The sequence below is a fragment of the Idiomarina sp. ST10R2A5 genome (assembly GCF_051842325.1).
In the GTDB taxonomy this organism is placed as follows: Bacteria; Pseudomonadota; Gammaproteobacteria; order Enterobacterales; family Alteromonadaceae; genus Idiomarina; species Idiomarina abyssalis.
This window is the reverse complement of sequence record NZ_JBNIEX010000087.1, coordinates 1-236: the sequence shown is the minus strand read 5'-3', so window position 1 is coordinate 236 and position 236 is coordinate 1. Positions and strand designations below refer to the sequence as shown.

Annotated in this window: 1 protein-coding gene; it reads right to left on the bottom strand. The window is 51.7% G+C overall.

Annotated elements, in window-relative coordinates:
- On the bottom strand, nt 1-236 hold a 236-nt coding region (locus ACP7FG_RS13230), incomplete at both ends, for a hypothetical protein (RefSeq protein ID WP_439226669.1).

Below are 236 nucleotides of genomic sequence, written 5' to 3'. Positions count from 1 at the left end.
AGGAACCAGGGGTTAACCTTGTCCAAGCACATTCCGTGCGCCAACGCATCGAAGATCAACTCCGCCAAAGCTCCAAGGACAAGTCCGGCCAATCCCTCGCTGTCAAACGAGACGCTGGCCCGGATCCAAACTATGGAAATTTCGGATGTCCCGGCCCCGAGCCCGATCACAAAGAAATTTTTCCCACCCACAACCCACTTGATATCCACTATTGATGATTTAAACCATATGTTGGG